This window comes from Lichenicoccus sp. (assembly GCF_965276875.1).
In the GTDB taxonomy this organism is placed as follows: Bacteria; Pseudomonadota; Alphaproteobacteria; order Acetobacterales; family Acetobacteraceae; genus Lichenicoccus.
The window spans coordinates 1822951-1849580 of the sequence record NZ_OZ255701.1; the positions used below are offsets into that span (position 1 = coordinate 1822951).

Annotated in this window: 22 protein-coding genes; 16 read left to right on the plus strand and 6 right to left on the minus strand. The window is 66.2% G+C overall.

Features of this window, described 5'->3' with window-relative positions:
• Positions 1-47: 47 nt before the first annotated feature.
• Entirely contained in the window at positions 48-485 is a 438-nt protein-coding gene (locus tag ACQY4K_RS08815) for a hypothetical protein (protein WP_428395279.1), read from the minus strand.
• Positions 482-1768, minus strand: coding sequence for a transcription antitermination factor NusB (locus tag ACQY4K_RS08820; protein WP_428395281.1), 1287 nt, complete (start codon positions 1766-1768; stop codon positions 482-484). The genes ACQY4K_RS08815 and ACQY4K_RS08820 overlap by 4 nt, the downstream gene beginning before the upstream one ends.
• Before the next feature lie 143 nt (positions 1769-1911).
• On the opposite strand from ACQY4K_RS08820, the gene ACQY4K_RS08825 reads away from it, so the two are divergent.
• The 9 genes from ACQY4K_RS08825 (at position 1912) to ACQY4K_RS08865 (ending at position 11183) form a co-directional block, all read left to right on the plus strand.
• A complete protein-coding gene (locus ACQY4K_RS08825) occupies positions 1912-3009 on the plus strand; it encodes a hypothetical protein (RefSeq protein WP_428395283.1) in 1098 nt (365 codons plus the stop codon).
• Positions 3002-4279 (plus strand): hypothetical protein, encoded by a 1278-nt coding sequence (locus ACQY4K_RS08830; protein ID WP_428395285.1) that lies wholly within the window; start codon positions 3002-3004, stop codon positions 4277-4279. Before ACQY4K_RS08825 ends, ACQY4K_RS08830 begins: the two co-directional genes overlap by 8 nt.
• Before the next feature lie 55 nt (positions 4280-4334).
• Positions 4335-5033, plus strand: a complete 699-nt coding sequence (locus tag ACQY4K_RS08835) for a YggS family pyridoxal phosphate-dependent enzyme (RefSeq protein WP_428395287.1) — start codon at positions 4335-4337, stop codon at positions 5031-5033.
• A gap of 39 nt (positions 5034-5072) precedes the next feature.
• A complete protein-coding gene (locus ACQY4K_RS08840; protein ID WP_428395289.1) occupies positions 5073-7025 on the plus strand; it encodes a potassium transporter Kup in 1953 nt (650 codons plus the stop codon).
• Positions 7025-8182: a radical SAM family heme chaperone HemW gene (gene hemW, locus ACQY4K_RS08845; protein ID WP_428395291.1), complete on the plus strand. Its 1158-nt coding sequence runs from the start codon at positions 7025-7027 to the stop codon at positions 8180-8182. Before ACQY4K_RS08840 ends, hemW begins: the two co-directional genes overlap by 1 nt.
• A gap of 12 nt (positions 8183-8194) precedes the next feature.
• Complete coding sequence (locus ACQY4K_RS08850; RefSeq protein WP_428395293.1) at positions 8195-9274, plus strand: nucleoside hydrolase; 1080 nt, start codon at positions 8195-8197, stop codon at positions 9272-9274.
• Positions 9275-9306: 32 nt separating this feature from the next.
• Positions 9307-9726 carry a DUF1489 family protein gene (locus ACQY4K_RS08855; RefSeq protein ID WP_428395295.1) on the plus strand — a complete coding sequence of 140 codons (420 nt, stop codon included), beginning with the start codon at positions 9307-9309 and terminating at the stop codon, positions 9724-9726.
• 84 nt (positions 9727-9810) lie between these two features.
• Positions 9811-10761, plus strand: a complete 951-nt coding sequence (locus ACQY4K_RS08860; protein WP_428395297.1) for a lytic transglycosylase domain-containing protein — start codon at positions 9811-9813, stop codon at positions 10759-10761.
• Positions 10762-10778: 17 nt separating this feature from the next.
• Positions 10779-11183 carry a hypothetical protein gene (locus ACQY4K_RS08865; RefSeq protein WP_428395299.1) on the plus strand — a complete coding sequence of 135 codons (405 nt, stop codon included), beginning with the start codon at positions 10779-10781 and terminating at the stop codon, positions 11181-11183.
• On the opposite strand, the gene ACQY4K_RS08870 is transcribed toward ACQY4K_RS08865, so the two are convergent.
• Positions 11180-12271, minus strand: coding sequence for an alkene reductase (locus ACQY4K_RS08870; protein ID WP_428395301.1), 1092 nt, complete (start codon positions 12269-12271; stop codon positions 11180-11182). The genes ACQY4K_RS08865 and ACQY4K_RS08870 overlap by 4 nt on opposite strands.
• Before the next feature lie 9 nt (positions 12272-12280).
• Complete coding sequence (locus ACQY4K_RS08875; RefSeq protein WP_428395303.1) at positions 12281-13690, minus strand: NAD-dependent succinate-semialdehyde dehydrogenase; 1410 nt, start codon at positions 13688-13690, stop codon at positions 12281-12283.
• 194 nt (positions 13691-13884) lie between these two features.
• Here ACQY4K_RS08875 and ACQY4K_RS08880 point away from each other — a divergent pair, with 194 nt between their 5' ends.
• Genes ACQY4K_RS08880 through holA form a run of 5 tightly spaced genes read left to right on the plus strand, consistent with a single transcriptional unit; the run spans position 13885 to position 20935 of the window.
• Positions 13885-16062, plus strand: a complete 2178-nt coding sequence (locus tag ACQY4K_RS08880) for a BTAD domain-containing putative transcriptional regulator (RefSeq protein WP_428395305.1) — start codon at positions 13885-13887, stop codon at positions 16060-16062.
• Positions 16063-16117: 55 nt separating this feature from the next.
• Positions 16118-16648, plus strand: a complete 531-nt coding sequence (locus ACQY4K_RS08885) for a DUF3576 domain-containing protein (RefSeq protein ID WP_428395307.1) — start codon at positions 16118-16120, stop codon at positions 16646-16648.
• A 20-nt stretch (positions 16649-16668) separates the two neighbouring features.
• Positions 16669-19260 (plus strand): leucine--tRNA ligase, encoded by a 2592-nt coding sequence (leuS, locus tag ACQY4K_RS08890; RefSeq protein ID WP_428395309.1) that lies wholly within the window; start codon positions 16669-16671, stop codon positions 19258-19260.
• Positions 19257-19919: a hypothetical protein gene (locus tag ACQY4K_RS08895; protein ID WP_428395311.1), complete on the plus strand. Its 663-nt coding sequence runs from the start codon at positions 19257-19259 to the stop codon at positions 19917-19919. Before leuS ends, ACQY4K_RS08895 begins: the two co-directional genes overlap by 4 nt.
• Complete coding sequence (gene holA / locus ACQY4K_RS08900) at positions 19916-20935, plus strand: DNA polymerase III subunit delta (RefSeq protein ID WP_428395312.1); 1020 nt, start codon at positions 19916-19918, stop codon at positions 20933-20935. Before ACQY4K_RS08895 ends, holA begins: the two co-directional genes overlap by 4 nt.
• Positions 20936-20956: 21 nt before the next feature.
• Here holA and ACQY4K_RS08905 read toward each other — a convergent pair whose 3' ends face one another.
• Positions 20957-22732, minus strand: a complete 1776-nt coding sequence (locus ACQY4K_RS08905) for an HAD-IIIC family phosphatase (protein ID WP_428395314.1) — start codon at positions 22730-22732, stop codon at positions 20957-20959.
• 221 nt (positions 22733-22953) lie between these two features.
• Between ACQY4K_RS08905 and ACQY4K_RS08910 the strand changes: the two genes are divergently transcribed.
• Complete coding sequence (locus ACQY4K_RS08910; protein ID WP_428395316.1) at positions 22954-23925, plus strand: hypothetical protein; 972 nt, start codon at positions 22954-22956, stop codon at positions 23923-23925.
• A gap of 21 nt (positions 23926-23946) precedes the next feature.
• Here ACQY4K_RS08910 and ACQY4K_RS08915 read toward each other — a convergent pair whose 3' ends face one another.
• Complete coding sequence (locus tag ACQY4K_RS08915; protein WP_428395318.1) at positions 23947-25155, minus strand: glycosyltransferase family 61 protein; 1209 nt, start codon at positions 25153-25155, stop codon at positions 23947-23949.
• Between the two features lie 430 nt (positions 25156-25585).
• Here ACQY4K_RS08915 and ACQY4K_RS08920 point away from each other — a divergent pair, with 430 nt between their 5' ends.
• Positions 25586-26611, plus strand: coding sequence for a class I SAM-dependent methyltransferase (locus ACQY4K_RS08920; RefSeq protein WP_428395320.1), 1026 nt, complete (start codon positions 25586-25588; stop codon positions 26609-26611).
• Positions 26612-26630: the final 19 nt, after the last annotated feature.

Below are 26630 nucleotides of genomic sequence, written 5' to 3' on the forward strand. Positions count from 1 at the left end.
CTCGTCTCAAGCAAAGCCGGGCCGTGGATCATGAGAAGGCGGCCGCTCTACCGAGCCGGCTGGAGGGTGATGTTTACGTAGGGATAGTCCTCGATTCCAATGGCAACGAGCTGGTCCCGGATCGAACGGCCAACCTTCATTTCCATGTCAACCTGGGCTTCGGGCGACAGATCTTTCCTTTGGACAATCGTGTAGAAATAGGCTCGGTCCCCCGTCCCATCGAGCCGCTTCTCGACGACGACGTCGTCGGGGCTGACACCCTCGCCAATAGACTCCATCGCCTGGATGGCAACATTCCTGGGATCGACTGCCTCGTTAAATATGGAGCCCATATCGAAGTTTTTGAGTGCACTCCGGTCCTCTGTCAAGCAAACACCCGTGCCCCATACCTTCTCGTTGCGAGTGCCTGCTTCTCCAAAGCTGGCAACTTCCCTGTCCTGCGTCCTGATCCCACCCGGAGCCGTCGCGCGGCGCAATCGTTTCATGATTTAAGCAATCGCGCGGCGAAGAACCCGTCCATGCCGCCCTGCTCCGACCACAGGCCGGGATGCGTGCGCAGCCAGCCATCCGCCGTGCGCGCCTCTGGCAGCACGGCAAGCTCCGCGGCACTGAACGGCGCTGGCCGCAGACCCAACTCCGAGCCGCTGAACAGTCCCGCAACCAGGGCGGCATTGATGCGGTCCTCACCTTCCTCGCGCTGCATCGAGCAGACCGCGTACAGCAGCCGGCCGCCCGGTCGCAGCATGGCGGCCGCGGCGGCGATCAGCCGATCCTGGGCGGCGAGCAGCGGCGGCAGGTCAGAGGCGCTGCGCGTGTGCCGCACATCGGGGTGCCGCCGGATCGTGCCGGTGGCGCTGCACGGCGCATCGAGCAGCACCGCATCGAACAAAGCGGTGGGTCGCCATGTGGTGGCGTCAGCCTCGATCACCGTCGCCGGCAGGCGCAGCCGCTCAAGGTTCTGCCGTAGCCGCGCCAGCCGTGCTGGATCGCGGTCGACGGCCGTGACCTGCGCACCGCTGGCGGCGAGCTGCGCGGTCTTGCCACCGGGAGCGGCGCAGAGATCGACGATGCGCTCTCCCGGCCGCGGCGCCAGCAGCCGCACCGGCAGCGTCGCGGCGGCGTCCTGCACCCAGAACGCGCCCGCTTCGTAGCCGGGGAGTTCGACGACGCGGGTCCCCGCCGGCAGTCGCACGCTGCCGTTGGCCAGCCGCACGCCGCCTTGGGGGATCGGCGCTCCCTCGCGCAGCGTGAGATCCAGCGGTGCCTCGTGGCGCAGCGCCTCCGCGACTGGCCGCGCCTGGCGGCCCCACGAAGCCCATAGCCAGGCCGGCACGTCCAGCCTGGCCTGGTCCAGGCCGTCGAGGGCGGCGACACCGGTGTCTGCCACCCTTCGCAGCACCGCGTTGACCAGCCCGCTAAAGGCCGCGAGCCGGCGCGCCCTGGCGAGGTCGACGATGGTGCCGACAGCCGCATGCGCCGGCGTCTGCAGGAACAGCACTTGCGCCGCACCGAGCAGCAGCAACAGCTGCACCTCCTGCGGCGGCGTCCTGCTCAGCCACGGCCGCAGCACCGCGTCGAGCGTGCCCAGGCGCCGCAGCACCGTCGCCGCCAGCCGGTGCGCCGCCGCGCGGTCGCGCGCCGGCACCGCCGCATCCGCACGTTCCAGCGCATCCTCCAGGCTGCCGCGTCGGTGCAGAACCACGACCAGGATGTCATAGGCGATCTCGCGGGTCGGATCGGCGCCGGGGCGATGCTGACGAGCCGGCACGGTCTTCCTGTATGTTGACACTCTGTTCACGTTTTCCCGGTAAGCTCGGATCAGAAGGATGCACGAGCAGATCGCACGTGCCCCGGCCGCGGACCAGGGGACGCAGGCCGCAATCCCTCTATTGGTGTGGGGGAGGTTTACCGATGGCTGCGTCGCCGCCTGTGAGCATCGAATGGAGTCATGCGCGCGAGGCACAGCTGCCGGCTGCGCGCTGCGTGTCGCTGCCATTCACTGCGCCGGCGCTGACCAGCATGCGTGTGCGACGGGCGCCGCAGGGCGGACTCGAAATGCTGCTGATAAATCCCGCCGGCGGCCGCGGCGTCTATATCGCACGCTGGTCGGCGCTGCGGGCCTTCGCCGCACCCAGCTTGCACGACATCCTGCTCGCGGAACGGATCGCCGCCGCGATCGCCGCTGGTGCCGCGCTGTCGCCGGCCATCATCCGCGATGCCGCCTTCGCGGTCGCGACCGCTGGTCACGCCGGCCGGCGCCTGGCCAAGATCGCCGATGAAACCCATGCCGCCCGGCAACTCGGGCTGCGCCGGATGCGCGCCCACCTGCTGCTCGAACTCGCCCGCCACCACGATCTTCCCGGCAGCCATTCCGCCCTCAACGACCCCTGGTCGACGCAGCCGCAGGAAGAGAGCGGCTGGCTTGCCGCGGCGCCGGCGCTGCTGGCGCCCAAGCTGCACCTGCCGGCCGGCGAGCTCGCCGATGCCATGCTCGCCATCGCCAGGCTGGCCTTGCCGATCGGTGCCGGTCCACGTGCCGAGGCGGCTTATTTCCCCCGCGTGCTGCGATTGCTTTGCAAGGCCCGGGTCTGCAAGGAACAAGGGGGCAGCGGCGCCATCGACGACGCCATGCATAATCGCCATGTCGAGGCGAACGCGGCGTTGCGCCAGGCGCGCGCGGTACTCGCCAGGCCGGCCGCCCTGGTTGCCGCCTGGCGCGAGGACGCGGCCAAAGTGCGCCCGCTTCTCGAGCAGCCGGACTGGCTGCTCGATGGCTGGGACCGGCTCTGCCTGCTCGATCCCGAAGCGACCGAGGCCGCCGCTCTGTTGCAGATGCTGCTTTATGACGGCGACAACGACAAGACCGTCCGAAGGGTCGAACTGGACGCGGCGGCACCGATGGCGCTTAACGCTGCCGCTGCCTGCTTCGAGTTGCAGTCCCGCAACGAGGCGATCCGCATGCGCGAGTTGCAGTTGCACGACCCCGACCAGGCCGATCTCGATGATTGAAGGAGGCGCGATCCGCGATCTCGCCAAGGATCTGCGCGACGCCAGCGACAGCGCCATCCTACGGGTGACCGGCATGATCGACCGGCTGCCGGAGCGCGGCGCCAGCGACCGGCTGCTGGACGGCTTGCGTCCGCGGCTTTGCGCCTTACGGCCGCCGCGGCCGCTCAATTTCAGCCGGGCGCTGTTCATGCCGCTCGACGCGGTGATCGTGCCGCCGAACCAATGGCACGTCTCCGACGGCACCATCCCGCGCAGCCTGATCGCACCGGTCGCAGCCCTGGTCGAGTCGCAGTACCCGGAGCTGCCCTCGCTGCAGGCAATGCTCGCCGCCGGCAAGCTGCCTCAGGCCGCCTTCTGGCGGCAGGCGGCCGAAATCCTGTCGGCGAGCCCGATGCCGGACTCATGGCGCGCTGCGGAGTTCCAGACCAGCACCGGTATTGCGCCGCAGGCGCTGACGCCCCTGCTCGCCGCGATACGCGTGGTGTTCGCCCATGTTGGGCTGTTTCGCGCAAATGGTCGCAGTGCTACGCTCGGCGCCCCCGCTTGGCACGAGTCGGCGTGGCGCGCGCCAGCGGTCCAGTCGCTGCGGCCGCTCCTGCTCGCCGCGGCTCGCTCCGGTCCGACCACCTGGAGCGTGGTCCTGACGCTGCTGTTCGAGCAAAGCACGGAGCCGGCGGCGCTGGTTGAAACCGTCACCGCGGTGACCGCCGAAACCCGTCTGGCGGCGCCGCTCGGCGACGGCCTGCGCCGTGTCATCGGCGCCGTGATCGACAAGCTCGACCAGGCCGCGCCGCAGCCAAGCCCGGGTTCGGTGCTGAGCGATGCCGCACTCGACGCGCAAAGCCTGCGCGCCGCCCGGCTGGCGGGCTTCAGCGCATTGCGCGGCGAGATGGTCGGTTTTGCCCGGAGCCTGACGGCACGCCGCCAGGAAATGGCGTCGGAATGTGCGGCACAGCTCGCAGACGGCCTGAATTCGGCGCCGACCGCTTGCGCCGCGTCGGGCGAGGCCGCGTCTTGCATGCCGGGCACGCCGGAAGAACGACAAGGGGCCGCGGAACGCCTGGAATCGCGCCTGAAGGCGCTGCGCAGGCTCGACCTCGCGGCGCGACCGCTGGGTGAGGCACAGACGCACGAGACGCTGCTGGCCCAAGCCGCCGCCTTTTATTGCGGCAATGATGGGCCGGCCTGGCTCGAACGAGGAGACCGGCTGCGGCTTTGCGAGATCCTGGTCGGGGCGGAGGCGGCACTGCGCCTGGCGGGAATGTCGTGAGGCTCACGATTGCGCGCGCTTGACCCCGGGACCGTCACAGCCGAGCCTCGACACTATGCCGACACCCTCCCCGCTGGAGACCATCCGAGCCCGCATCGCCGCGGCCGCGCGCGGGTGCGGCCGGCAGCCGGACGCCATCGCGCTCGTCGCCGTCTCCAAGACCCACGATGCCGAGCGCATCGCCGACCTGTTGCGGCGAGGCCATCGGCGGTTTGGCGAGAACCGCGTCCAGGAAGCGCAATCGAAGTTTCCAGCACTGCGGGCCGCGGCGCCGGACCTGCTGCTACACCTGATCGGGCCGCTGCAGACCAACAAGGCGCGCGATGCGGTGCGCCTGTTCGACGTCATCGAGACGCTGGACCGGCCGCGGCTTGCCGACGCGATCGCCCGCGCGGCGGAGCAGGAGGGGCGGCTGCCGGAGTTGCTGGTGCAGGTCAATATCGCCGACGAGCCGCAAAAGGCAGGTGTCCCGCGCGGCCAAGCGGAGACCTTTATCGAAGCCTGCCGTGTCCGGTTTGGCGCGACGCTGACCGGCCTGATGTGCATCCCGCCCGAGGGGCAGGACCCGCTGCCGCATTTCCGCGAACTGGCACGCATTGCCGGCGCCTCCGGACTGACCGGCCTATCGATGGGCATGTCGGGGGATTTCGAGACCGCGATTGCGGCAGGTGCGACGGAGGTGCGGGTCGGCTCGGCACTGTTCGGCGCGCGTCCGGCAGCAGAACCCGTGCCGCTTGCCACCCGCGCCGAATGAGCCGTATGGGGGCGCTTGCATCACCCCCTGGAGCCCTTCATGAGCCGTGATGCCGGAGTACGCACAAGCGACTCCCAGCTCGCATCGCCCACAAGCCTCGACCCGGTCAGCCAGGAGATCGCGCCGCACGATCGGCGCAAGAAAGTCGGTGTCGCTTCGGTGCTCGCCGTGCTCGGCGTCGTCTACGGCGATATCGGCACCAGCCCGCTCTATGCGCTGAAGGCCACGATCGCCATCATCAGCAACAAGGCGCCTTCTCGCTGGGAAGTACTTGGCATAGAGAGCCTGATTTTCTGGTCGCTGATCCTGGTGGTGACGATCAAGTATGTCACTCTGATCATGCGGGCCGACAATAACGGCGAGGGTGGCATCGAATCCCTGATGGCGCTGGCGCAGCGCGTGTCCCCAGGCAACCGGTTGCGCGCCCTGCTGGGACTGGTCGGTATCATCGGCGGCTGTCTGTTTTTCAGCGACGGCACCATCACGCCGGCGATCTCGGTGCTGTCGGCGGTAGAGGGCCTGGAAGTCAGCCTGCCTTCGATGCACGAGGTCGTCGTGCCCGCCGCGATCGTGATCATCATCGCCTTGTTCAGCTTCCAGTATCGCGGCACCGGCAGCGTCGGCCGCATCTTCGGACCGGTCATGACCCTCTGGTTCGCCAGCATCGGCGTGCTCGGCGCCATCGAGGTCGTCAAGCATCCGTTCGTGCTGCACGCGCTGCTGCCCTCTCACGCGGTAATCTTCATCTGGGATCACGGCTGGATTTCCTTCGTCGCCCTCGGCGCCGTGGTACTGGCGGTGACCGGCGCGGAGGCGCTGTATGCCGACATGGGTCATTTTGGCAGGCCGTCGATCCGGCTCGCCTGGCTCTGCTTCGTACTGCCGTCTTTGGCGCTCAATTATCTCGGCCAAGGCGCGCTGATCATCAATCACCCCGAGGCGGTCGCCAACCCCTTCTTCCTGCTTGGTCCGCACTGGGCACGGTTGCCGATGGTGGCGCTGGCTACGGCGGCGGCGGTAATCGCCAGCCAGGCCATGATCACCGGCGCCTACTCGGTCGCGCGCCAGATCGTGCAGCTCGGCTACCTGCCGCGCATGCGCGTGCTGCACACCAATCCCGACGAGGAGGGGCAGATCTATGTCCCCCAGGTCAATCGCGCACTGATGATCGGTGTGCTGCTGCTGGTGGTGGCATTCCGCTCCTCAGACGCGCTGGCCTCCGCCTACGGCATCGCGGTGACCGGCACCTTCATGTGCACCAACGTGCTGGCGATGGTGGTGTTCAGGCGTCGCTATGGCTGGTCGCGCTTCGCCGCGATCGGCACGTTCGGCTGCTTTCTGGTCATCGACGGCACCTTCTTCGCCGCCAACGCGCTGAAGATCCCGCAAGGCGGCTGGGTGCCGGTGTTGCTCGGCTGCGTGCTCACGGCGCTGATGACAAGCTGGAAACGCGGACGCGAGCTGCTGGCGTTGCGCTGGAAGCAGGACAGCCTGCCGCTCGCCTCCTTCCTTGCCCGACTGCCGCAGTCGCGCACAATCCGGGTTCCCGGCATGGCGGTGTTCCTGACCGCCAACCCGGACTTCGTGCCCGCCTCGCTGCTGCACAATCTCAAGCACAACAAAGTGCTGCACGAGAAGGTGCTGTTCGTTACCATCCAGAACCTGGACCGTCCCGAGGCAGGCGGCGACCGGCTCGCTGTCGAGGAGCTGGCACCTGGCATCCACCGGGTTCTGCTGCGCTACGGCTTCATGGAGAGCCCGAACCTGCCACGAGCGCTCGAAGACCTGCGCGATCACGGCGTCTCCTTCGATGCGATGCAGGCGAGCTACTTTGTCAGCCGTGAGGTTCTGGTGCGCGCCACCATTCCGCGCATGCCGATCTGGCGGCTGTCGCTTTTCCTGGTGATGGCCCGCAATGCCGTGACCACCACAGAGTTCTTCCGGATACCGAGCGACAGGGTGGTGGAACTGGGCGTCCGCGTCGCGATCTGATGACGCCCCTCGCGCTCTATGTCCATTGGCCGTTCTGCCTCGCCAAATGCCCGTATTGCGACTTCAACAGCCATGTGCGCGAGGTGGTGCCGGAGCGTCGCTTCGCCGCCTGCCTGGGCCGCGAACTGGCGCACGAGGCGGCACGGCTGAACCGCGACGGCACCCGGCGGCTCGGCTCGATCTTTTTCGGCGGCGGCACGCCAAGCCTGATGGAGCCCGCCAGCGTCGCCGCCCTGATCGAACAGGCGTGCGCGCTGTTCACGCCGGCCGAGGACCTCGAAATCACGCTTGAGGCCAATCCGACCAGTGTCGAGGCCGGCCGCTTGCGCGGCTTTCGCGACGCCGGAGTGAACCGTCTCTCGCTTGGCGTGCAGGCCCTCGACGACGCGGCCTTGCAACGGCTCGGGCGCGGGCACTCGGCGCGCGAGGCGATCGCGGCCCTCGAACTTGCGCGCACGTTGTTCGGACGGATTTCCTTCGACCTGATCTACGCGCGCCCAGACCAAAGCCTGACCGCCTGGGACCAGGAGTTGGGCACGGCACTCGACCTGGTCTCGGACCATCTCTCGCTCTACCAGCTCACCATTGAGCCGGGCACCCGCTATGAGGCGCTGCATCGCCAGGGGCTGATCACGCTGCCCAATGACGACGACGCGGCGGCCCTCTACGAAGCGACGGCCAGCATCGCCGCCCGCCACGGTCTCGCCGCCTACGAGGTGTCGAACTATGCCCGCCCGGGGGCAGAAAGCCGGCACAACCTCGCTTATTGGCGCTACCAGGATTATGCTGGAATCGGCCCCGGCGCGCATGGCCGGCTGACCCTCGACGGTGCCCTGCACGCCACCCGTCGGCATCGCGCGCCGGAACCCTGGGCGGACCTGGTCGAGCGGCACGGCACCGGCGAGACCAGCACCGCGCCGCTCTCGGCGCGCGACCGCGCGCGCGAGATGCTGCTGATGGGGTTGCGGCTGTCGGAGGGCATCGATGCCGAGGCGTTCGCCGCGCGCACCGGCACGGCGCTCGCGGCCGCACTCGACAGCGACGTCCTTCAGGCCGCAGGCGACGAGGGGTATCTGGTCTGGCACGGCGATTGCCTGGCTGCGACACCAGCCGGGCGATTGCGCCTGGACGCGCTGCTCGGCGCGCTGGTGCTGTAGGAGGAGCCTCGCTTGCGTTTGATTGTCGCCGCCCTGCTGCTGCTGGCCAGCCTGTCGCCGCGCGTGGCAGCGGCTGGCCGCCCCGCCCAACTGGTCATCGAGGATAATGACTTCCTCGGCCCGGGTGGCTCCGACCTGCAATCGACGATCCCGCTGCTGGGCGATCGTAACGTGCGGGTGCTCGGATTCACCGTCGTCGTCGGCGACGCCTGGGAGAACGCGGCGTCCGCGCATCTGCGACGCTTCCTTGAGATCGCCGGACGCGGCGACGTGCCGGTATTCGACGGCGCCACCTTGCCGCTGCTCGACAGCGTCGCCCGCATGCGCGTCTGGGAGGCACAGTACGGCACGATCCCGTGGAAGGGGGCGTGGGGCGGAGTCGGCTCGATCAAGGGCGTCCCCGACAGCCAACCGCCGGTGCCGACATTGCCGGAAGGCGCGCCGCATCTTGCCGCGTCGAGCGAGCGCGCCGCCGATTTCCTGATCCGCGCGGTGCATGCGCATCCGCACCAGGTGAGCATCGTCGCCGCCGGGCCGCTGACCAACCTGGCCCTCGCCGTCCGCCTCGATCCAAGCTTCGCGCAGGCGGCCAGGCAGCTCGTCTTCATGGGCGGTCTGCTCGATACCAGCATGGAGAGCGTCACCGGCAACGCCGATTACGCCTCCGACTTCAACATGATCTTCGACCCGGAGGCGGCGCACATCGTGCTCACCGCGGACTGGCCGCGGATCGTCTCTGTCGGCAATGTGTCGAACAGCCTGATGATGACGAAGGCGCTGATGGCACGCGTCGCGGCCACCCACACCCCGCTCACCGCCTATTTGCGGCAGTATTATCAAGCGCTGCCGATGTGGGACGAAATGACCGCGGCGGTGGCGGTCGATCCGTCGCTGGTGACCCGCTCGGTGGTGGCACGTCTCGACATCGACACCAGTCACGGCATGGATTACGGCCACGCCCATGTATGGCCCCCAAGCCTGGCTCCCAAGGCCATGGACCTGCGCCCGGTGGTCATCGTGCAGGCCATCGACACCACGCGTTTTCTCGACAGCCTCGTGCACGAGGCGCAGGCGATCGGCCGCAACCCCTGACGACCGGAGAAAGCCCGTGCTACCAGGGCACCATGCTGCACCTGATCAAACTTGCTGTCGGAGTCGCGGACCTCGCGGCTCTCGGGCAACGGCAAGCCGAGCGGAGGGACCAGGACGGCCGCCCATTCCTGCGCACGCGCAGCTTTCCGCGACGAGCCGCGGAGATCCTCGATGGCGGCTCGATCTACTGGGTCATTTCCGGAGTGCTCTTGTGCCGACAGCGCGTGGCCGCCATCGCCGCCGACCGGCGCGAGGATGGCACGCCCTGCACCGCCATCGCGCTGGACGGTGATGCGATCGCCGTGCTGCCGCGACGGGTCCGCGCCTTTCAGGGCTGGCGCTATCTGCGGCCGGACGACGCGCCCGCGGACCTGGGCGCGCCGGACCAGACGCGCGGCGACGTGCTGCCAATGGCGATGCGCCGCGACCTGGCGGCGCTCTGCCTGCTCTGAACTGTGACATTTACGCCTCGTCCCCGGGTATCACGCGCAACCTGCGATTGATTACCGTCGAGGTTTTCGCCACCATTCGTGCCCATGCTCCGGATGCTGCTTCTCGGCGTCGTCCTGGCGCTGTCGGCCTGCGCCGGCGGCGGTCGCCTGGCTTATGGTCCCGGCCGCACCGACTATCCCCAACCCGGGCCACGAGGCGATCCCTGGCGGCCCTATATCCGGGCGGCGGCACGCCGGTTCGAGGTCCCGCCGCGCTGGATACGCCTGGTGATGATGCGCGAGTCCGGCGGCCATGAATACCGCTACGGCCGGGCGATCAGGTCCGCCGCCGGGGCAATGGGGCTGATGCAGCTGATGCCCGAGACCTACGCCGACATGCGGGCGCAGAACGGTCTGGGCGGCGATCCCTACGAGCCGCACGACAATATCTTTGCCGGCACCGCCTATATCCGGCTGCTCTACGGACGCTATGGCGCGCCGGGGTTTCTCGCCGCCTACAATGCCGGGCCGCAGCGGCTCGACGACTATGTCAGAAGCGGCCGCCGGCTGCCGAACGAGACGATCGACTATGTCGCCGCCCTCGGCCCCGAGCTCGGCGCGCGCGCAAGCGCGCCGGTGCAGGTGGCCTATGCCGCGCCACCCCCGCGACGCCGGCGACGCGGCTTCTGCGTACAGGATCCCGACGCCGCCTACGACCCCAGCTCCGAATGCGCCCCCGCGCCCCCCGAGCCCCAGGCTCAGCCCCAGCCGCAGGTCATGCAGGTGGTCGCGAGGGTTCCCGTGGGGGCCTGGGCGGTTCAGGTCGGCGCCTATGGCTCCCCGGCGCAGGCGCACTTCGCCGACACCATGGCGCGCGCCGCCGCCTACGGGCCGCTGGCCGAAAGCCGCAGCCTGGTGCAACCCACCAGCCGCTTTGGCGGCACGGTGCTGTATCGCGCCAGATTGATCGGTCTTGCGCGTAATGACGCCGCTGCCGCCTGCGGCGCATTGGCGCAACATGGCATGGTGTGCATGATCGTTGCCCCCGGGAGCTGATCGATCAGGAGGCCAGCATGACCCACATTATCGACCTTGCCCCGCACGACCCGCTCCCTGATGGTCCGGCGCTCGTGTTGCTGCGCCGCTTCGAGGAGGACGACCCCAGGCGGATCATGATCGAGATCGTCGCGCTGGACTCCCACCACACGGAGTCCAACGCCCGGCTGACAGACGATCATGGGCGCCCGATGTCCTGGGAGGACGCCACGGCGCATGCGATGCGGACCGCGACGGACGCGCGGTTCGAGGCGCTCTACCGGATTGACCGGCTCGCCGGCCCGCGTGAGACCGAGATCGTGTCGCATAACGGCGACCACGCGACCAACATGGAGAACCTCGAAGATTTCGATCCGGAGGACGGCGAACCCGGAACCGACATGCGCGACCGCGGCAATAGCGGCGCCCCCCGGCGCTTTTAGCCCGCCGCGTGCATCGCCGGCCAGTCGGAATAGCCGACCGCGCCGCCGCCGTACCAGTATTGCTTCGGCGCCTCGGCAAGCGGCGCGCCCGTGCGCAGGCGGGCGACCAGATCCGGGTTCGCGAGGAATGGCCTGCCGAAGCTGAACAGGTCGGCGTCGCCGCGTGCCAGGGCCTGCTCCGCCAGGTCGAGGGTGTATTGGTTGTTGGCGATGTAGGCGCCGGAGAAGCGGCGTCGCAGGGAAGCAAAATCGACATCCGGCGACTCGCGGGTGAGCTGTGTCACACCTTCGATGCCGTGCATGTAGAGCAGCCCAGCCTGCGACAGCGCGTCGATATAGGCGCCGTAGGTGTCCATCGAACTGCTGTCCAGCGGCGTGCTGCCCGGCATCGTGGTGGCCGGCGAGACCCGGATCCCGACCCGCTGGCCCCCGCCCCACACCTCGGTGACGGCGCGGACGACCTCGAGCGGAAAGCGCAGGCGGTTGAGAACGGCGCCGCCATAACGGTCGGTGCGCCGGTTCGTGCTATCGCGGATGAACTGCTCGAGCAGGTAGTTGTTGGCGGAATGGATCTCGACACCGTCGAACCCCGCCGCCTTGGCGCAGGCTGCCGCGTGGCGGTAGTCCTCGACGATGCGCGGGATTTCGTCGGTCTCCAGGGCGCGTGGCGCGACATGGTCCTTCAGCCCGTCATTGGTGAAGGCCTGGCCCTCCGGACGGATCGCCGACGGCGCCACCGGCAGCGCGCCGCCATGCAGGTCGGGGTGCGAGATGCGTCCGGTATGCCAGAGCTGCAGGAACATCCTGCCGTCACGGCGATGCACCGCCCTGGTCACGCGCTGCCAGGCCTCGACCTGCGGATCCGACCAGATCCCCGGAGTCATCGCATAGCCCCGCGCCTGCGGCGAGATGTTGGTGGCCTCGCTGATGATCAACCCGGCCTCGGCGCGCTGGGCGTAGTAATCGGCAGCGAAGTCCGGCGGCACGCCGTCCTCCCCAGAGCGGCTGCGGGTCAGCGGCGCCATGACGACACGATTGGCAAGGCGCAGGTCGCCCAAGGTCACGGGCTCGAGAATCGGATTGGGCATGAGGTAACCTTATACCTGGGAAGGGGGCGGCCTGACCGAGACGACCTGGGCGTTGAGGAACGACCGCAGGCCGAAATGCGACAGCTCGCGACCATAGCCGCTGCGTCCCACGCCGCCGATCGGCCAGCGCGGGTCTGACGCTGTGGTGCCGTTGATGAAAACACCGCCGGTGTGCAGGGCTCGCGCCATCGTCCGGGCGCGCGCCAGATCCGCGGTCCAGAGATTGCCGCCAAGCCCATAGGCGCTGGTGTTGGCGAGTGCTACCGCCTCGTCGGCGTCGTCAACGACGGTGAGTGCGGCGAGCGGCCCGAAGGTCTCGGCGTCGAACGCCACCATTCCCGGTCGCACCCGCTCCAGCACGGTCGGCGCATAGAAATTGCCGGGCCCCTCGATCGCATGGCCGCCTAGCGACAGCCGCGCGCCCGCGTGAACGCTGTCCGCAACCTGCCGATGCAGTTCATCGCGGAGATCGGCGCGCGCCATCGGTCCCATCCGCGTCTCGGGATGCGTTGGATCGCCGACCGCCAGCGCCCGGGCGGCGGCGATGAAGCGCTCGGTGAAGGCGCCGGCAATGCTTCGCTCCAGCAGGAAACGCTTGGCGGCGATGCAGACCTGGCCGCAATTGCCGAAGCGCGAGGCAATCCCGGCGGCAACCGCACTGTCGAGGTCCGCGTCGGCAAGCACGATGAACGGGTCCGAGCCGCCCAGTTCGAGCACCGACGGCTTCAGCGCCGCACCGGCCAGGCTGGCCACGGCAGCGCCGGCGCGCGGCGAGCCGGTCAGGGTGACGCCGCAGATCCGCGGATCGTGGATGATCCGCTCGATATCGTGGTGGCCGATATTGAGCACCGCGAACAGGCCGTTCGGAGCGCCCGCCTCGTTCCAGCACGCGGCCAGCGTAAGGGCGGAGCGCATGACGTTGGGCGCCGGCTTGAGCAGGAAGCCGTTGCCGCCGAGCAGGATCGGCACCGCCGCGCGCACCGCCTGCCAGAGCGGGAAGTTCCAGGGCATGATGCCGAGCACCAGCCCGGTCGGTCGGTAGGAGACGCTGACCTCGTGCGTCTCGACGGGCGCGCGCTCGTCACTGAGCAATGCCGGGCCGCGCTCGGCATACCAGTCCGCCTGGGACGCGCACTTGGCGACTTCGGCGCGGCTCTCGGCCAGCGTCTTGCCCATCTCCGCGGTGATGGTCAGCGCGATCGCGTGTTCCTGGGCACGCAGGTTGGCCGCGAACCGTTGCAGCACCGGCGCGCGGTCCGCTGGCGGGACCGCACGCCAGGCTTCAAAGCCGCTCTGGGCCGCGTCCATGATGTCGTTCGTCGCGCGCGTGTCAGCGAAGGCAAACCGCTCGATGATCGCGCCGGTCGCCGGGTTGCGGGACTGCGCGCCTTCGCCCGCATCATGCGTCTGTTCGGACATCTCGGCTCCCATGTGGTTCGATGGTTCGCGGACACAAGACGCCGAAAAGCGCCGCATGGTTCGGTGGGACCTTGCGGGAAGTGTTGATACAAAACGCGCGTAATGATATTCGCTTATCGTCGTTCAGTCGCCAATTACGTGCGGTTGTGCGCGGCATCGCCTTCACTGTCGCCTTCACATGGGCAGGATCGACCATGTCCGATTACGCCCGCCCCGGGATGCCGAAATCCGACCCGTCGCTGCTGCGGCTGCAGCTCGTGGGACCGATGCAGGCGCTGACCGTCGGCAATGAGAACGTGCTGCCGCCCGGCCGCAAGACCCGCGGGCTGCTGGCGATCCTGGCGATGTCGTCGCGCCGTCCGGTGCTGCGCTCCAAGCTCGCCGAGATTCTTTGGAGCCGCCGCTCCGAGGAACAGGCGCGCGCCTCGCTGCGCCAGGAAATCCACCGCCTGCTCGACAGCCTGTCCCCGGTCGGCGCCTCCGTGGTCAGCGTCGAGCGTCACGCTCTCGCCTTGCGCCCTGGCCTGACCCTGGTCGACGCCGAGCGGCTGCTCAATGCCAATGTCAACCACGTGATCGCCCAGGCCGGCGGCCAAGGCGGAGCCCAGGGGGGAACTCAGGGGGGCACAAACGGCGCGCTGCCGCCGCTCGACGGGGTGCTGTTGGAGGAACTCAACGGTACCGACCCGGCTCTGGACGCCTGGCTGGCGGCCGAGCGTCGCCGGCTGCGCGAGCATGCGCTGTCGCTGTTCGAGGCGGCCTTGCAGCGCCGCCCGGAGCCGGTCGCGACCATCGGCCTCTGCCGGCAGTTGCTGCTGCTCGACCCGCTGCACGAGGCGGCGTGGCGCGGCTTGATCCGCACCCAGCTGCTGCTCGGCGACCGGGGTGCTGCCTTGCAGAGCGCCGAGCGCTGCACCGCCTTGTTCAGCAGCCGGGTGTCCGGCGAGCCGGGTCCGGAGACCAGCCGGCTGCTGGCCGAACTGCGCGCCAGCATGATCGGCGGCACCGCACCGGAGGCCCTGCCGCAGGGCGCGGACACGACCGCGGCGGACGAGAGTGCCAGTGTCGAGCCCGTCGCCGTCGAGCCGGACGCCGTCATCTCGATCGCGTCGCACCGCCGGCATGGCCGCAGCATCGCCACCCTGGCCGTGCTGCCGCCGCTCGACCTCGACGCGCACGCCGACGACACCCTGGTCCAGGCCCTCACCGAGGAACTGGTCGCAGGCCTCGCCGACCGTCCGCTGCTCGCCGTGATCAGCGGCTCGGCCCTCGCGGCGACCCTCGCCTTGGGCCGGGACGATGCGGTGCTGCGGCGCAATTTCGGCCTCGACTACGTGCTTGACGGCACCATCCTGCGCGGCCGCGGGCGCATTCGCATCATCCTGCGCCTGCTCGACCTGCGTCTGCAGGGCCATGTCACCTGGGCCAGGCGGTTCGACTGCGACCCCGCCGACTCGCTGGCGACCCTCGACCACGTCACCGCGATGGTGGTGGCCCAGCTCCCGTGGGAGCTGCTCGTCATCGAGAGCCGGCGCATCGGCGCGCGACCGGTGTCCGAGCTGAACGCCATGCAGCTCACCCTGCGGGCGATCGCGCTGCTGGTGCGCTCGGAGCGCGCCGCCAACGACCGCGCCGGCGAGCTGCTGGCCCGCGCCGAGGCACTCGAGCCGGACCAGCCGCTGACCATCCACGCCGAGGCGATGCGCCACTTCGTGCGCGCGGTGCAGTTCTGGGGCGATTTCGCCACCGAGGCCGGGCTCGCCCAGGCCGCGATCGCCAGGGATCTCACCACCGGCCACGCCGACGCGCCGGCGATCGCCATCGTCGGCTTCATACGCGGCTACCTGCTCGAAGACCCACAGCTCGGCCTGTCGCTCATCGACCGCGCGCTCGCCATCAGCCCGACGCTCAGCGTCGAGCAGGCCTATGCCGCGTTCCTGCTGCTGCGCATGGGTGAGCTCGACGAGGCGCAGCGCCGCTTCGAGCTGTATCAGCGCCTGACGCCGCTGCACCCTCTGCACAGCCTGTTCGACAGCGCCGCCGTCACCATCGCGCTGTTGCAAGGCCGCTACGAGACGGCCGTGGCGCTGGGCCGCGAACTTATCGAACTCTCGCCCTCGCTGCTGCACCCGGCGATCGCCTGCCTGGCGGCGATGGGCCATCTCGGCCTGCGCACCGATGCGCAGCGGCTGCTGGGACGGATCGACATGCTGGCACCGGGGCTGGGCCTGGACAGGGTGCTGCCGCGCATGCGCCTGTTGCGCGAGGTCGACCGCGCCTGCCTCGCCGACGGCCTGCGCGCCGCAGGCATGCCGGACCTCGGCACAACGCAGAACGGGCATGAGGTGCTAGGCGTGCGCTTGGCGACGTGAGCGGGCCGGGCTAGATACGCGCTCCGGCGCCCGCGCGCCAAAGCGCAGCAGAGGCATGATGATCGCCCGCATAGTCCGCCCCACGCCGCTCCGCGTTCTCATCATCGTGCCGCTGCTGGTGTCGCTTGCGGCCTCCCTGGGCGCGTGCGGCAATCACGGCGCCACCGAGGTGCCTGGCGGCGACACCACCGGGCTGAGCGCGCCGCATAACCATCTGCTCGGAGAGGACCGCAGCGCCACCGGCGGCGATGAGGCACAGGCCGGCGTCAACGCCTATCTCTGGCGCGGCGCCATTGACACCTTGTCGTTCATGCCGTTCGCCTCCGCCGACCCGATCGGCGGCATCATCATCACCGACTGGTATTCGCCGCCGACCACCGCTGGCGAACGCTTCAAGGCGACTGCCTATATTCTCGGCAAGCAGTTGCGCTCGGATGCGATCCGGGTTGCGGTCTTCCGCCAGACCCAACAGGACGGACAATGGGTGGACGCGCCCGTCGCCCCCAGCACGGCGCCGGAGATCACCAACAAGATCCTCGCCCGCGCCCGGCAGTTACGCGCCGATTCCGGCCAGACCGGCAACTGACCGGCGGTGAGCGAACCCCGGTGAGCGATACCATCCATGACTTCGCCGCGAGCGAGCCGTTCTGGCAGGCGGAGTGGCAGCGTCGCGGCTGCTTCATTGTCCCGGACGTCCCACCCGACGACCAGCCGACCTACTACGTGCTGGAGATGTTCCCCTATCCGAGCGGCCAGCTGCATATGGGGCACGTGCGCAACTACACGCTCGGCGATGTGGTCGCGCGTTATAAGCGGGCGCGGGGCTTCGCGGTGCTGCACCCGATGGGCTGGGATGCGTTCGGCCTGCCCGCGGAGAACGCCGCACGCGAGCGCGGCATTCATCCGGCCGAGTGGACCGCAGCCAATATCGCGGCGATGCGCGAGACCTTCCAGCGGCTCGGCTTCTCGCTGAACTGGGAGCGCGAATTCGCCACCTGCGAGCCGCGCTATTACGGCCACCAGCAGAAGCTGTTCCTCGATCTGCTCGCGGCCGACATCGCGTATCGGCGCGAGAGCTGGGTCAACTGGGATCCGGTGGACCAGACCGTGCTCGCCAACGAGCAGGTGGTCGAGGGCCGCGGCTGGCGCTCGGGCGCGGTCGTCGAGAAGAAACAGCTCAACCAGTGGTTCCTGCGTATCACCGCCGATGCGGACGCGCTGCTCGGCGCCCTGGATGGCCTCGAACGCTGGCCAGAGCGCGTGCGCACCATGCAGGCGCGCTGGCTCGGCCGCTCCGAGGGTGCCCGCATCCGCTTTGCGCTACGGCCCCCACATACCGACCCCGATCCGACGTCGGTCGAGGTCTTCACCACCCGTCCGGACACGCTGTTCGGCATGGCCTTCCTCGCCGTCGCCCCCGAGCATCCGCTGGCCGCGGCCGCCGCCGCGAACAACCCGCAGACGGCCGCCTTCATCGCCGAATGTCGCAGCCTGGGCACCAGCGAGGCGGCGATCGAGACCGCGGAGAAGCGCGGCCTGGCCACCGGTTATCATGTCGCCCACCCGTTCCTGCCCGACGTGACCTTCCCGGTCTGGATCGCCAATTTCGTGCTGATGGAATACGGCACCGGCGCGATCTTCGGCTGCCCGTGCGCCGACCAGCGCGACCACGACTTCGCCACGAAGTACGCCATCCCCTTCATCAACGTGGTGCAGCCGGCCGGGGGCGGGGTGCATGCGGGCAGCGCCTATGACGGCCCCGGCACGCTGATCAATTCCGGCTTTCTCGACGGGCTCGACAGCGTGGCTGGCATCCGCGCCGCCATCGCCCGCCTGGAAGAGCTCGGCGCCGGCGAGGGCGTGGTGAACTGGCGGCTACGCGACTGGGGCGTATCGCGGCAACGCTATTGGGGCTGCCCGATCCCGGTCATCCACTGCCCGGCTTGCGGCGTCGTGCCGGTGCCGGACGCGCAACTGCCTGTGCTGCTGCCCGACGACGTGCACTTCGATGCGCCGGGCAACCCGCTCGACCACCACCCCACCTTCAAGCATGTCGACTGCCCGCACTGCGGGAGGCCTGCCGCGCGCGAGACCGACACGCTCGACACCTTCGTCGACAGCTCGTGGTATTTCGCCCGCTTCACCGCCCCCGACGCGGCCACGCCTACCCTGCGCGCGGCTGCCGACCGCTGGCTCCCGGTCGACCAGTATGTCGGCGGCATCGAGCATGCGATCCTGCACCTGCTCTATGCCCGCTTCTTCACCCGGGCGATGCAACGCACCGGCCATCTCAGCCTGGACGAGCCGTTCGCCGGCCTGTTCACCCAGGGCATGGTCAACCATGAGAGCTTCCGCGACGCGGACGGCACCTGGCTCTACCCGGACGAGGTCGAACGCGGTGCCACCGGTGCCACACGGCGCGACAACGGTGCCGCGGTCAGCATCGGCCGGGTCGAGAAGATGTCCAAGTCGCGACGCAACACGATCAGCCCGACCGCGATCATCGCGCGCTTCGGCGCCGATACGGCGCGCTGGTTCGTGCTCTCCGACAGCCCGCCAGAGCGCGACATGGAGTGGACCGAGGCCGGCATCGCGGGTGCCGCGCGCTTCACCCAGCGGCTCTACCGCCTGATCGGCGCGGTAGCCGTTGCCGGGGACGCCGCACCACCGCCGGACGGCACGCTGGCGCGCTCCGAGGCCGCGGGCAACCTGCGTCGCGCCACCCACCACAGCATCGAGACGGTCACGTCGGCGCTGGACAGCTTCACCTTCAACGTCGCGGTGGCCAGGCTGCACGAACTGGCCAACGCGCTCGCGGAGTCCGCACAAGCCACCGGCACCGATCTGGACTTCGCCCGCTTCGAGGCGGCGCGCACGCTCTGCCTGCTGTGCGCGCCGATGATGCCGCATCTGGCCGAGACGATGCTGGCACTGCTGGAGCCGGGCACGCCGCTCGCCGCCGAGCGGGCCTGGCCGGAAGCGGACCCGCGCCTGCTTGTGGTGCAGCGGGTCACGCTCGCGGTGCAGATCATGGGCAAGCTGCGCGGCACCATCGACGTCACGCCGGACGCGCCGGAGAGCGAGGTGCTCGCGCGCGCCGAGCTCGAACCCAACGTGGCGCGTCTGCTGGCCGGACAGCGGATCACGAAGCGCATCCACGTGCCCAACCGGATCGTCAATTTCGTGCTGGCACGATGAGGCGCGCACTGCCCCTGCTGTGCATGCTGCTGTCGGGATGCGGCTTCCATCCGCTCTATGGGGCGAGCGACTCCGCCGCGGAGGCGAACCTTCCCGACATCTTCGTCGCCGTCATCCCCGGGCGTCCCGGGCAGTTGCTGCGCCAGGACCTGCAGCAGCATCTCGCCGGCAGCGACGACGAGAACCCGCATGGTTACACGCTGCGCGTCTCGTATTCGCTCGACAACGAGGCGATCGGCATTCACGGCGACAACACCAGCGCGCGCAGCCGGGTGGTCGGCCGCGCCACCTGGTATCTGGACAGTGTCGCCGCGGCCCCGGTGAACCTGGCCAGCGGCTCGAGCCGCACCGTCGATGGCTTCAATATCGTCGAGACGCAGTATTTCGCGGCCACCATGGCGCTGGAGAACACCGAGAGCCGGGTCGCACGCAATCTCGCCGATAACATCACGACACAGGTCGCGATCTGGTTCGCTGGACATCCGAACGGCACCACCAGTGCGCCGGGGTCAACTTTGGCACCCCCCAAGCCGTCGAGACACCCACGGCGCGGCTTCCTCGGACCGCAGATCGTGCCGGGCGACAGCACCCAGTCGCCGTTGCAGACGATCGGCCCGGACGGCCTGCCCTCCAGCGCGATCGGCCGCACCGCGCCGTGAAGCCGGATGCGCGCGAGGCGGCGCGGCTGCTGGCCAACCCGACGCCACGCGTGCGCGCGATCCTGCTGCATGGCGACGATCACGGCCTGATACGCGAGCGCGCCGGCGAGGCAATTCGGGCCGTCGCGGGCACTCTGGACGATCCGTTCCGCCTCGCCGTCCTCGGCCGCGACGAGCACGACCGGCTGGCGGAAGAGGCCACCGCGCTGTCGCTCTCCGGCGGCAGGCGGGTGGTGTGGGTGCGCGACGGCCAGGACGCGCTGCACGCCAGTGTCGCCAGCCTGCTGCAACAGCCCGGCGAGGCCCTGATCGTCATCGAGTCCGCCGCCCTCCCCGGCCGCTCCAAGCTGCGCACGCTGCTCGAAGCCGCCCCCGAGGCCGCCGCGATCGCCTGCTACGCCGAGGAAGGCCGCGCGCTGGAAGCCTCGATTGCGCGCATGCTGCAGGCCGAGCAGATCCGCATCGATCCCGACGCACTGACCTGGCTCGCCAGGCACCTGGGCGCCGACCGCACCGCCACCCGCGGCGAGGTCGAGAAGCTGGCCCTCTATGCCGGCGAGCGCGGCACCATCAGCCTCGACGACGTGCAGGCGGTAGTCGGCGACGCCGCCGCCGCCTCGCTCGAAGACGCAGCCTTCGCCGCCACCGCGGGAGACCACGCGGCCGCCGACCTCGCCATCGAGCGCGCTTTGACAGAAGGCCTCTCCCCGATCGCACTGGCCCGCGCCCTGCTATCGCACCTACACCGCCTCCGACAGGTGGCCTTGCTGACCCAGGCTGGCACACCGCAATCCGACGCCATCGCCCGACTACGGCCCCCCGTCTTCTTCAAGCGCCGCGCCGAGTTCACCCGCGCCTTGTCGCTCTGGTCCCCCGAAGCCCTGTCCGAAGCCGCCACCGCCACTGACCGCCTGGAACGCGCCTGCAAACGCACTGGAGCGCCCGACCTGGTGCTGGCGCGTCATCACGTCGTGGTGCTGGCGCAACGGGCGGCTGGACGTTCATCAAGAGCTTGACGGGTGCCGTTCCGACAAAGCCTAAAGCCCTGCAAACGCGCTCCGCTGCGGCCGCTGATTGCAGCCCGAGCTGTGGACTCCCTTCCGCAGGATTGATGCAATACGCTGATAAACTCGATAGTAAACCATGCGCGAAAAATGCACGCCGTCCGTGGTCTCGTTCGAGTGATTGATGAAGTCCTCAATTCTTAGTAGATGAACGTTCTCGCGTCCAGCGACCACCTGTGCAATCGCTTTGTTCTGCGCAACGAACCGCCATGCCTCGACATGCTGGCCCTGCCGGTCAGGGACTTTCTCGGGTGCAAGAAGAAATATAAGAACGACAGACTGAGGAATGTGTGCAAGGATCAGCGTCAAGCTCTCCGAGAACGCAAGCGCCGACGGACCGACGAAGTCGTAATCACCACGAAGCACCTCTATCGCGTCGAGCAGAATCGGAGGAGTTGCGCGCTCTTCTAATACGTCGCGATTGTGCGTCCTTACATCGACCGTATTATCCCCCCACGACAGCGCCACGGGCACGCTCAACTGCAATCTGCGATGCGAATAGGTCGCTTGATTCGCGGTATTCCAGAAACTGAAAACGCAGACATCAAACCTGGTGGGGTCATCCGCAAGTCGAGACCGGAAATCACCGGCCACAAATCCAACCCGAAGCGCCTCCGCGACAGCCTCGTTTGCCAGGCCCTCGAAGGCATATTGCAGAAACGCTAAGTGATCGAGCCGGATCGCCATCTTGTTGCGGACGATGTTGAACTCACCTACAACCTCTTCGGCATTCAGTTCCAGATAGTGCGCTATGCATTGCATATCGCAGCCACCACGAACCAAAATGCGCCCAGTGAGGCGATCGTCTGAATCGCTCAGCGCACTTCCTGACTCGTTGATCCAATCGACGGCGCCTGTGGAAGCGTGTAAGTCCGTCAAGACTTCCCCCCAGACTTTTACATCTGGACGACCGAGCTGCTCGAATATCCAAGCTTCAACTCCCATGCCCAGGATACGGCATGAAAAGCAGTAATGTAGTAGCTGCTTTGAGGAACCGTCCTGAAAAATGACGTATAGACCCACTAAACCGTAGTCGCCGTACGTGTCCCTCACTCTGATCAGGCCTGCATTGACGTCGAGTTTTGCGAGATCCGAACGTAGCCGCTTCCGAGCCTCTTCGAGACCCTCGGGAAGCCGCCGCTTTGTAAAATTGAGCTGGTTCGTCCGATTGATCAGCTCTATTGCTCGGTCAAGATGGGCTTCTACATTGTGCTCTACGGTAACTTGGATGTTGCTTGCCCTCAGGAAGGCTTTGTTATCGGCACTGGCGGACTGCGCCTCCCGACGACTTTCCATCACCTTGTATTGCCCAAGTCTTTCCAGCCCCGACCCGGGCTTACCGGCAAGTAACGGGGCTTCGAGTAACGTCGGGATGATTGTATCGCTCGCGACCTGGATTTCTGGCAAGAAATGCAATGCTTCATTGCGATTCATGGCATTGTCATCAATGAAAAGTATTGTTGCCGGTCGCAGCTGCACCGCCTCGACGAGAGCCTTCAACCTTGGTCCCTTAGGTTCCCAGTTGATGCTAGGGAAAATAAAGAAGTCCCAAATGCCCTTCTGCTTCAGTATACGTTGCACGGACGCAAGGTCGTTTTTTGAACAAATCGAGCTCATGATGCCTCGATGAGCAAGCGCGATCACAATGTCATGGTGCATATCGATGTAGCGGATGCCTCCTTCAGTGAGGGTGCCCTGCCAAAACGTCTCGTCCAGATCCCAGACGATCAAGCGAACCGCCTCGACCATCGCTATACTCCCGCTTTTCCCTGAACCAATGCCACGTTCCCTCAGTCTACCCCGGACACCTGCTCCTTAAATAGCTTTATCCGCTAGACGGTATTGACATCGTTTACGCTCATCTCAAAAACAGTGTCTCCGCGTCATTTTGCTCAACATTTTTGCGATGCAACCCACTGTCGCTGACGGCGCTAAGCTTTGGTTGGTCATCATGTTGACAGGAGTGCAGGATGAAATGGCTAGGCCTCACGCTCGTACTTTCATCCGCTCTTGTAACTACAAACGCCATAGCGGATTGCAAGACACGAACAATCTTCAAGCAGCCGGTTGTCACTGGCACCAAAGGGAACTTCTGCGTCAAGTGCAACTTTCCACCGGGACACTTCAACATTGTCCAATGGGAATCCAATCCCCAGTCGGCGGATGGCGGCGATGTTCCCACCGATCGGGATATTGGCCACAAGACCGGGTTCCATCCCGCTGTGAACAAGGAAACGACGCAGGTTAGTCTGAGGAACACGAATGTCTCGTCGGGAGCCCAGATGGCAGGTAGAACCGTGGGCGCCTACATTAACTCTGCGGACCTTCCAAACGGAGCACCCTCGAACAAATTCATTATCACTCCAAGCATCATGTTCAAGCCGGGAACACACGCCTTTAATGGTCTTGATCGGGGTGACCGCATTAATGTCTCGTTTGACCTTCAAGTCCCAGTTGCGGGGGATGAACATAAGCCATTGAGTACAACCTACGTGGTTTCCGATCTCGATTTTACCAATCCAGAAACACGTGCATCATTTTACGTCAACGAGATGGTGTTTCATAATGCGGTTGAACGCCCAAATGAATGGGTGTTCCTTGATCCTGACACCAAAATGGCGGTTGTTTTGGGTGTAGATTCGCCAAGCTCCCAGTATGCTACCTTCCGCTCGAAATCGGCGTCCTATCAGAAGAGACCTTGGATTGGTTGGAAGCATTTTTCGTATTCGATCGATCAAATGCAATTTCATTCCGCTCTCTTAGCCGTCCAGCACAAGTATCCCGGGATTAAACTGTCTGATGACGTCGCCGACTGGGATCTTACGCATTGGCACCTGAATGCCGAACTGTTATTCAAGTCGGGGCCCGCAGAGATGGGATGGTCAATGCGCAAAGCAGCGGTCACCTTGACGTCTTGCGGAATGCAGGCGGCGCAGACATGAAATTGAGGCCTCAGGCCTACCTCAGCCGCTGAGGAGCCAAGTCAGCGCTTGGTTGAGGAGCTCGTCAGGCAAACGCCAGCTTCGATGCGCCGGCATGCTGTTGTCGCTCTCATCCATGGGAGCGAAGACAAAGGCGTATTCATGCCCCATGGATGAGTAAAGCTTGGCGTGCTGGCGAACAGTGACATGGAACGTCTCGACATCCACAATCCGTGCATGGCTAGGCGAGAACATTATGTTGAACATGCCAGAGCCGGATGGCCCAAGAAGGTGGGTTGCCGAGGAAAAAGTTCGGATTTGTTCCACTAGAGTCAATGTCTCTGGATAAATAACCTCGAAGCCCCTAGCTCGTAACTGATCCTCGATGTCGGCCTCATTGCGCATCGAGCGGTAACGTGGGCGCGCCAGGCCGGATAAGGCACGGGACACGTAGAGTCGCCTTCCACGCTTTGGGTGCTCCAGCATTTCCGCTTGAATGCACTCTGAAAGGCGTTCCCTTGTCCTTGGATGAATGAACCCTTCATTGTCAAATCCATCAAACATTGAGATGGACTCGAACACCTCTCCAGTGACTTCGTTGGTTTGGAAAACGGGCCTAGCGGGAAATCCCAAAAGTGTCAGCGCCTCCTGAAACCACGAGGTACGGCCAGACGTTATGTAGCAATCAAACTGTATGCCACGGTCACGCGCTTCAAGCATTTGCGGAAGCTGGCGGAACATGAAGGATCCATAGTTACCACCCTCGAGATGATGAAAAAACAATGCGTTCATCGGAATGCGGCGCGGCTTCTCGCGCGCCGCGAAGCGAAGCGATACGCCGTCCGGGATTTCCTCCATCATAAAGCCGTCATGGCCGATCCTGTTGCGCCGCAGGAGTTCGCGCCGGCCAATCGACTGAACGTCCGCACTCGCCAGAAGGCGCCCGTCACCGCTTAGAACCGCGCTGTTCCCAATGACTCGGGCATCGCGAATCGTGTGCATTATCACGGGCTTTGAAAAGATAGGGCTGGCCGCTACGCCGTTGAGACAGTTGGGGTCGTAGGGCGTCCCGAAAATGATGGTGGGTGGCCTGAGCTCACCTATCTGTTCTGGTGCATATGTCGAGCCGCCGGGTTGGTCGGCGAGCTTGATCACGGCGTGGTCGAGGTTTTTGCCCCCGAACGCGTGTTCAAGCGCCGGTTCGGACGGCGCGGTCGCAAACCAGCGTTTGACTTCGTCGGGATTGAACAAGGCGAGGCTCCCATACAGATTGCGCGGTGCATCAACGTTCAACACCTGCGTGATTCGCTCAACTTTAGCTTAGATTGCCTCACCAGCAAGCCGAGCGCGATGCCCGCAACTCGCTGTATCGCGAGCGTCTCGACCGCATGCTCGATGAAGTCCGGGATGTGGGCGTTGATGAAGCGGTCCGCCAGCCGCTAGGTCTGTCCAATGACCCGGCCGGTCGCATACAGGACCGTCGCGCCGCCGCCCGAGTCTTCCACTCCGTCGCCATGCTTCGGGAGGCCATCGCCCAATACGCGGCCCTGACTACTAACGACTGGCACCCCTTCCAATGGACCAAAGACTCAGACAAGATCGCAATCAGTGTGCGCTTCGGGCGCCAACTGCTAGACTTAGTCGGGCTGTGTCATAAGGTATGGTTGAGTTTATGTCTCAAATGTTCGACGCAACCTCGGCGGCTGCCTACGTCCAGGCACTGTTCAGATTTGTCCTGAACAGGCCGTCGCCCGAGCAGCATGAGCTTGAACATTGGTCCAACTTCCTGCTGGAGCGGCAGGATCCCGTCGAGGTGTTGGAGCGATTCGGACTGAGTGTTGAGGCGCAAAGTCACCGGAAGAGCATTGCGGCTGCTACGGAGGGCTTTCCGCCTGGGCACTTCTACTCTCCGATAGTCAACTTTGAGGAAGTCGAAACCGACTCTGGACGGCTGTTCACAAGACACGCGCCTCTTGGCGTCGACATGAATGTTCTGGTGCAAAAATACATCTTCGATAAGCTTGTATACCACTCGGCGGATCTGCCGTTCTCTGACGAGAAGACAGAAGGGTTGCGTTATTACTATAACAACACCAGCTATGCATTCGGGGATGCGTTCGGATATTGGGGTATGCTGGCGCACCTCCGGCCAGCACGGATCATTGAGATCGGTAGCGGGTTCACCTCTGCGCTTGCGCTTGATGGGATCGAGCTTCTTGGTCTGGACACCACGTGCACCTTCATCGACCCATATCCTGACCTGCTGCTCAGGGTCACGTCCCCGCTCGCCCCGCGTCACCGGGTAATCGCCGACCGGGTGCAGTCGATATCTCCGAAGCTGGTGGAGGCGCTTGAAGCGGGAGACATCCTGTTCATTGACTCCTCTCACGTTGTCAAGACCGGGAGCGACGTGCATTTTGAGCTCACGGAGCTGCTGCCGCGCCTCGCTCCCGGCGTTGTAGTACATTTTCATGATGTGTTCGATAGTTTTGAATACCCAAAGACTTGGGTGGTAGAAGCAAAGCAGTCCTGGAACGAGATTTACTTTCTACAGGCTTTTCTTATGGGTGATAGCGGCTTCGAAATTATCTACTTTAATGACTTCTTTGCCAAGGAGTTCGCAGCGCATATAGACGCCCTCCCAATTGCTATGAGCCGGCGCATTCATCTCAATCCAGGCGGAGGGCTATGGTTGCGCAGGTGTTGATGGGTGCCGTGCTTTTGCC

Excerpts from the sequence above, each read along its gene's own strand:
- ACQY4K_RS08815 (WP_428395279.1), bottom strand. The coding sequence starts at position 485 with ATGAAACGATTGCGCCGCGCGACGGCTCCGGGTGGGATCAGGACGCAG.
- ACQY4K_RS08825 (WP_428395283.1), top strand. The coding sequence starts at position 1,912 with ATGGCTGCGTCGCCGCCTGTGAGCATCGAATGGAGTCATGCGCGCGAG.
- ACQY4K_RS08830 (WP_428395285.1), top strand. The coding sequence starts at position 3,002 with ATGATTGAAGGAGGCGCGATCCGCGATCTCGCCAAGGATCTGCGCGAC.
- ACQY4K_RS08835 (WP_428395287.1), top strand. The coding sequence starts at position 4,335 with ATGCCGACACCCTCCCCGCTGGAGACCATCCGAGCCCGCATCGCCGCG.
- ACQY4K_RS08840 (WP_428395289.1), top strand. The coding sequence starts at position 5,073 with ATGAGCCGTGATGCCGGAGTACGCACAAGCGACTCCCAGCTCGCATCG.
- hemW (WP_428395291.1), top strand. The coding sequence starts at position 7,025 with ATGACGCCCCTCGCGCTCTATGTCCATTGGCCGTTCTGCCTCGCCAAA.
- ACQY4K_RS08855 (WP_428395295.1), top strand. The coding sequence starts at position 9,307 with ATGCTGCACCTGATCAAACTTGCTGTCGGAGTCGCGGACCTCGCGGCT.
- ACQY4K_RS08860 (WP_428395297.1), top strand. The coding sequence starts at position 9,811 with ATGCTCCGGATGCTGCTTCTCGGCGTCGTCCTGGCGCTGTCGGCCTGC.
- ACQY4K_RS08865 (WP_428395299.1), top strand. The coding sequence starts at position 10,779 with ATGACCCACATTATCGACCTTGCCCCGCACGACCCGCTCCCTGATGGT.
- ACQY4K_RS08870 (WP_428395301.1), bottom strand. The coding sequence starts at position 12,271 with ATGCCCAATCCGATTCTCGAGCCCGTGACCTTGGGCGACCTGCGCCTT.
- ACQY4K_RS08875 (WP_428395303.1), bottom strand. The coding sequence starts at position 13,690 with ATGTCCGAACAGACGCATGATGCGGGCGAAGGCGCGCAGTCCCGCAAC.
- ACQY4K_RS08880 (WP_428395305.1), top strand. The coding sequence starts at position 13,885 with ATGTCCGATTACGCCCGCCCCGGGATGCCGAAATCCGACCCGTCGCTG.
- ACQY4K_RS08885 (WP_428395307.1), top strand. The coding sequence starts at position 16,118 with ATGATGATCGCCCGCATAGTCCGCCCCACGCCGCTCCGCGTTCTCATC.
- ACQY4K_RS08895 (WP_428395311.1), top strand. The coding sequence starts at position 19,257 with ATGAGGCGCGCACTGCCCCTGCTGTGCATGCTGCTGTCGGGATGCGGC.
- ACQY4K_RS08905 (WP_428395314.1), bottom strand. The coding sequence starts at position 22,732 with ATGGTCGAGGCGGTTCGCTTGATCGTCTGGGATCTGGACGAGACGTTT.
- ACQY4K_RS08910 (WP_428395316.1), top strand. The coding sequence starts at position 22,954 with ATGAAATGGCTAGGCCTCACGCTCGTACTTTCATCCGCTCTTGTAACT.
- ACQY4K_RS08920 (WP_428395320.1), top strand. The coding sequence starts at position 25,586 with ATGTTCGACGCAACCTCGGCGGCTGCCTACGTCCAGGCACTGTTCAGA.